The organism is Candidatus Latescibacterota bacterium, from assembly GCA_019038625.1.
In the GTDB taxonomy this organism is placed as follows: domain Bacteria; phylum Krumholzibacteriota; class Krumholzibacteriia; order Krumholzibacteriales; family Krumholzibacteriaceae; genus JAGLYV01.
Genome location: JAHOYU010000219.1, coordinates 1 through 5,080, shown reverse-complemented (window position 1 = coordinate 5,080; position 5,080 = coordinate 1). Strand labels below are relative to the sequence as shown.

The 5,080-nt window shown below is 48.0% G+C and carries 6 protein-coding genes; 3 read left to right on the top strand and 3 right to left on the bottom strand.

Translation table 11 applies throughout. The features are described 5' to 3' along the window. Positions 1-180 (bottom strand): sodium-dependent transporter (locus KOO63_14505; GenBank protein ID MBU8923026.1); only part of this gene is annotated, 180 nt, incomplete at its 3' end. Positions 181-448: 268 nt separating this feature from the next. Here KOO63_14505 and KOO63_14500 point away from each other — a divergent pair. After that, complete coding sequence (locus KOO63_14500; protein MBU8923025.1) at positions 449-772, top strand: hypothetical protein; 324 nt, start codon at positions 449-451, stop codon at positions 770-772. Positions 773-1,117: 345 nt separating this feature from the next. After that, the gene (lat, locus tag KOO63_14495) at positions 1,118-2,434 is read left to right on the top strand and encodes an L-lysine 6-transaminase (GenBank protein MBU8923024.1); all 1,317 of its coding nucleotides are present in this window, start codon (positions 1,118-1,120) and stop codon (positions 2,432-2,434) included. Positions 2,435-2,522: 88 nt separating this feature from the next. On the opposite strand, the gene KOO63_14490 is transcribed toward lat, so the two are convergent. Beyond that, positions 2,523-3,341: a methyltransferase domain-containing protein gene (locus tag KOO63_14490; GenBank protein MBU8923023.1), complete on the bottom strand. Its 819-nt coding sequence runs from the start codon at positions 3,339-3,341 to the stop codon at positions 2,523-2,525. Positions 3,342-3,417: 76 nt separating this feature from the next. After that, complete coding sequence (locus tag KOO63_14485; GenBank protein ID MBU8923022.1) at positions 3,418-3,717, bottom strand: hypothetical protein; 300 nt, start codon at positions 3,715-3,717, stop codon at positions 3,418-3,420. 275 nt (positions 3,718-3,992) lie between these two features. Here KOO63_14485 and KOO63_14480 point away from each other — a divergent pair, with 275 nt between their 5' ends. Then, complete coding sequence (locus tag KOO63_14480) at positions 3,993-5,000, top strand: acyltransferase (protein MBU8923021.1); 1,008 nt, start codon at positions 3,993-3,995, stop codon at positions 4,998-5,000. The last annotated feature ends 80 nt before the right edge of the window (positions 5,001-5,080 follow it).

Here is a 5,080-nt window from a genome sequence, read left to right as displayed (position 1 = left end):
TCCCAGCAGCAGGATGCAGATGAGATAAAGAAAGAGAAAGGCTCCCCCGCCATTTTCTCCCGTAACATATGGAAAGCGCCAGATATTTCCCAGCCCTATGGCGGAACCGGCGGCCGCGAGGACAAAACCGAAACGGGAAGACCATTGACCGCGCTGCTTGAGATTCCCTTCTGGATTCACGCTATCCTCCTGATTTCGAATGTGATGCTCATTAGATGGTCAGCAAAGAACTTACCGTAAATCAGCTTTATCAGGCAACGACTTTTTCTTTTTGTCAAGTGTCGGGGGTGGATGTGATTCTCCCCGAGGAATCATGAGGTACAATGGGGTGATTTACTCAATCATAGCAACCTACTTGAAATCACAGGGCATTTTGTGGTACAATGGGGCATGGCAGGATTGCGGGTTATGCAACTTTGAGGTTTTACATCAGGAAGGAGTTCAGACGATGGTCAAAAGATTGATCCTGGTCTTGACTCTGGCAGCTCTGCTGGGTTCGACCGCCGAAGCGGTCACGATCAACCGCGGGAAAAGAGGCCGCAGGTATCTCCGGCATTCACTTCTGGAGTCCAGGCTAAAGAACGATAAATTGACGATCTATCACGACTACGGTTACCCCGTGCACAGGTTACGCGTGAAAGGGTACGGGCGTGTACTCGAACACTGGACCTACTATGAGGCTGGGAGAGAATTCATCTTTGATGAAGATTCCAGGCTGGTGGAGACCAGGAAGTTCTGGCCTGAGGACAGACGTGAGAGATTCAAGAGATAACGTCCGGCTGCATTTGTAAATTGTTATGATAATGGTTTGCGGGAGCGTGAAGTGGCGAGATCACCTCACCCGGGATCGTGGGATGCGGGGCAAACTGTCGCACCGTATCCTGGTCCCGCTGTACCGCGTGTATGGGTCGGGTTCTGGAGTGCAGCCACAGAATCTGGCCCTATTTTTTATTGTCCGTCCCTGTCGATGTGATCTGCTGAAGAAATCCTTCCAATACAGGATTAAACAGGTTGAAAATATCCGGTAAAGTTAATATATTTAGCTCCGTCCCTTCACCGGGGCCTTTTAATAATTCTCAGCAGAGTTCTTTTTCAGGTTCAGATTGCGAGGTGTTTCATGAGTTGCAAGAATATTGCGCCGGCGGATGTTCATAAATCTCTTGATGCCAATATGCTGGTAGACGGTTATCCGTTCGTGCTTGATCTAAAAGAAAGCCATGGCAGCTGGCTGGTAGATGCGGCGACGGGTAAAAAATATCTCGATTTCTTCACTTTTTTTGCCTCAAGCGCGCTGGGATACAATCACCCCGCTCTGACCAGTGATGAGTTTCTCGCGAAGTTAGGTAAAGCTGCTGTAAACAAGGTCAGTAACTCAGACATCTATACGACTGAAATGGCCGAGTTCGTGCACAGGTTCGTGGAGATAGCCATTCCCGATTATCTTCCCAACCTCTTTTTCATAAGTGGTGGAGCTCTTGCGGTAGAGAACGCCATGAAGGCGGCCTTCGACTGGAAGATCCGCAAGAATCTTGAGAAGGGGATCACGGGAGAGAAGGGTCAGCAGGTCATCCATTTCCGCGAAGCTTTCCACGGCAGGACCGGATATACGATGTCAGTGACGAACACCGATCCGACCAAGACAGATTATTTTCCCAAATTCGACTGGCCCCGCATAGATAACCCTAAGGTCACCTTCCCGATCGCTGACCACCTGGCTGAGATCGAAGCGGCTGAAAAGAAGGCGATTGATCAGATCGAAAAGGCTATAGCCGACAATCCGAACGATATCGCTGCGATCCTCATCGAGCCTGTCCAGGGTGAGGGTGGGGACAACCACTTCAGGAAGGAATTCTTCCAGGCACTCAGGAAGATCTCTGACGACAACGAAATAATCCTGATCTACGATGAGGTCCAGACAGGACTCGGAATGACCGGAAAATGGTGGGCGCATCAGAACTACGGTGTGAATCCCGACATCATGTGCTTCGGCAAGAAGACGCAGGTCTGCGGTATCGCTGCGAGCGAGAGACTGAACGAAATAGACAGCGTATTCAAGGTCTCGAGCAGGATCAACTCGACATGGGGCGGAAACCTGATCGATATGGTCAGAGTGACTAGGATCCTCGAGGTCATCAGGGATGAGAACCTCGTAGAGAACGCCGCGAAGATGGGCGCTTATTTCCAGGAGAAATTGCAGGAACTGGGAACGAAGTATCCCGGTAGCGTTTCCAACGTAAGAGGACTCGGACTCTTCTGTGCCTTCGACTTCTCTGACGGCCCGAGCAGGGACACCTTTGTAAACGGATGCATGGATAACGGCTTCATAGCGTTGAAGTGTGGCACGAAGACCGTAAGGTTCCGTCCGGCACTGAACGTGACAGATGAAGAGATCGACAAGGGTATCGAGATTATCGATGGTATCCTGAAAGGTTGATCTGAGGCTCGCGGCTCAATGCCGTTTTGAGTGATAATAACGAAGGCGGCTCCTGTTAAAAGAGGCCGCCTTTTTTTCGAAGAGATAATCAGGTTCTTTTTCTCGATAGTATGATCAGCCCACCGACGAAGGGTTTGAATATACGGTTGGCCAGTTTGTCAGGATAATTGTACGCGCGTGTCGTCGTTATTGTGAGAGGTTCGAGTTCGGGGAAGCCTTTCATCTTTTTTTTCCACCAGCCGAGGGTCTTCCAGTCCTCGTCCTTGCCGTGCCATCCTATCCCGAAATCTATCCTGGCCCGGTGTTTGGTCAGCAGCCATTTGAGCCCGCCGGACTTCCCGCGGCTATCGATGAAGCGTTTCACGAACATGCTGTAGAATGTCCGGGGATTGAACAGGTTGCCGACAAGCACAAGGTGTCTACCACCTGGTTTCAGGACTCTTATCTGTTCGCGCATCCCGGTCTCGAAATCCCAGATATGCTCGAAAGTGTCTTTGGAATAGACCGAGTCGAAGATATTATTTCCGAATGGCAGGGCACAACTATCGCCTCTCATCGCCTTGATATCGAGGCCGTAGAAATCAGCCATCCCCTGAACGAATTGCGAGTCGCCGGGGCAGATATCCACATCGAAGCATTCCACGCCGAGGTTGGCCAGCTCGTACAGGGTGAACCCTATTCCGCCACCGACATTCAGCACCCTTTCTCCAGGCTTGATATCCAGGAGAGAGCAGAGCATCTCATTCTCAAGATGGAATTTCGATATATTCTCGTTATAAGCGAAGTGACGCCTGTCAAACTCTCCCTGGCGGCTGTTTATCTGCAGCGAAGGATTTGGGCGCCTTACTACCAGCCTGTCGATATCTGAATAGCCGATGATCTTCCTCCTGATATGGAATTTTACCATAAGGGAGCCTTGCCTGTCAATGGCGTAGAGCCATAACCTGTTTAAATAATAGGTGATTACGCCCAGGGAGCAGGTGTCAGTCTTCTTTTGCGGTCTTTTTCGAAACCTTGTCTTTTTTGCTGCTGTCAGAATCCGGGGAAGATTTTATGGAAGGTTTTGAGGATTCTTTTTCAGCCAGTTCCTTTTTGCTGAAGTCCTCGGTCCTGTAATCGGTCTTATAAAAACCGGAGCCTTTCAGTATATGTCCGACCGGGTGTATTACCCTGAATACCTTGCATCGGCATTCGGGGCATCTTTTCTTCGGGGGATCGGAGATCTTCTGGTCGATCTCGAACTCATGCCCGCATTTTTCACAAGCGTAATGGTATGTAGGCATATTCACTTCCTCAGAATCATCCGTTTCAGGGTCACAATTACTTTGATTTGAAGAAACTAATTACACGAGCGGTGTAAATCAAGGGAAAACTTGATCCGGCCAGGTTCTTGATCAACCCCGTTGACTTTGTGGCAGTCTTTTTGCTTTAATCCATGATATCAGAAATTCAATTTGGGATATGCGGCGAAACCACCATATCCAGGATAAGAGAAAACGGGTCGTCGGGTCGCTTTACTATTTCATGAAGTATTCTGGGAATTTGAAGTGAGAAGACAATGAAGAGAGATAACAATATCGATATGGTCAAGGGAGTGGCGATTTTCTGTGTCGTCATAGCGCATTCTCTGAATAATGTTACAGGGAACGTTCTTCCGGTACGATACACGATTTTCAGGGCTCTCGCAGTGTTCATGATCCTGGTAGGCTATAACGGAGCGCAGTCCTATCTCAGGAGAGGGTGGACGGATCTGCGTCAGATGTACGATCTCAATTATCTATCGAAAAAGTTCTGGCGGATATTGAGGCCCTTCCTGCTGATATTTATCATAGAAACAATATTTGTCCTTCTCATTACGCCAGTCAGAATCGATTCATGGTTTTCCATAATAATAATAAAATCATTTCTTGGAGGTGGTTGGGGGCCTGGTTCTTTCTATATCCCTGTCATCATTCAGTGCCTGCTGATTCTCCCTCTTCTTTATCTTCTATTGAGGAAGGGAATAGCAAGGGCCCTGATAATGATCTTCATCGTTGATGTAGGGATAGAGATCATGCTTCATCTGTACGGGATTGAACCTTCTCTATACAGACTGCTTTGTTTTCGGTACTTAATTGCAATTTCCCTGGGTGTTTTTATCGTTTTCAGACCTGAAGGAAACAAGATATTCCTGACACTGGGTGCTATGACAGGCTTTGTCTATATCCTGGCCCTCAACACGGGACATGCAGGGATCCTTGAAGATCTTAACTGGAGGATACACAAGGCTCCTATTTATGTATGGGATCTGATGCTTGTAGTGATAATGCTGAAATATTTCTCAAGGGATGATATGAGTTGGTTCAGTCGGATGTTCAGGTATTTCGGGAAGGCTTCCTATCACATCTTTCTTGTTCAGATGGCGTACTTCTTTATAGTCGGAATTACAGTCAAACATTTTACAGGATTGCAGGTAAGCCAGGATCAAAGATTCCTTCTCATTAACGTAGTTCTTTGTTGTGTTGTGGGAGCTCTTTTCTATCGCTTCGAAAGCGGGTTTACTCTGCGAAGATCAGATCGAAGTTAGATATCTACCTCGAACATGGCATCACACACTTCTATCGCCTCTCATCGTCTTGATATCGAGGCCAGCGCAATACACAAATA

Coding starts and splice junctions, on each gene's coding strand:
- KOO63_14500 (MBU8923025.1), top strand. CDS start 449: ATGGTCAAAAGATTGATCCTGGTCTTGACTCTGGCAGCTCTGCTGGGT.
- lat (MBU8923024.1), top strand. CDS start 1,118: ATGAGTTGCAAGAATATTGCGCCGGCGGATGTTCATAAATCTCTTGAT.
- KOO63_14490 (MBU8923023.1), bottom strand. CDS start 3,341: ATGGTAAAATTCCATATCAGGAGGAAGATCATCGGCTATTCAGATATC.
- KOO63_14485 (MBU8923022.1), bottom strand. CDS start 3,717: ATGCCTACATACCATTACGCTTGTGAAAAATGCGGGCATGAGTTCGAG.
- KOO63_14480 (MBU8923021.1), top strand. CDS start 3,993: ATGAAGAGAGATAACAATATCGATATGGTCAAGGGAGTGGCGATTTTC.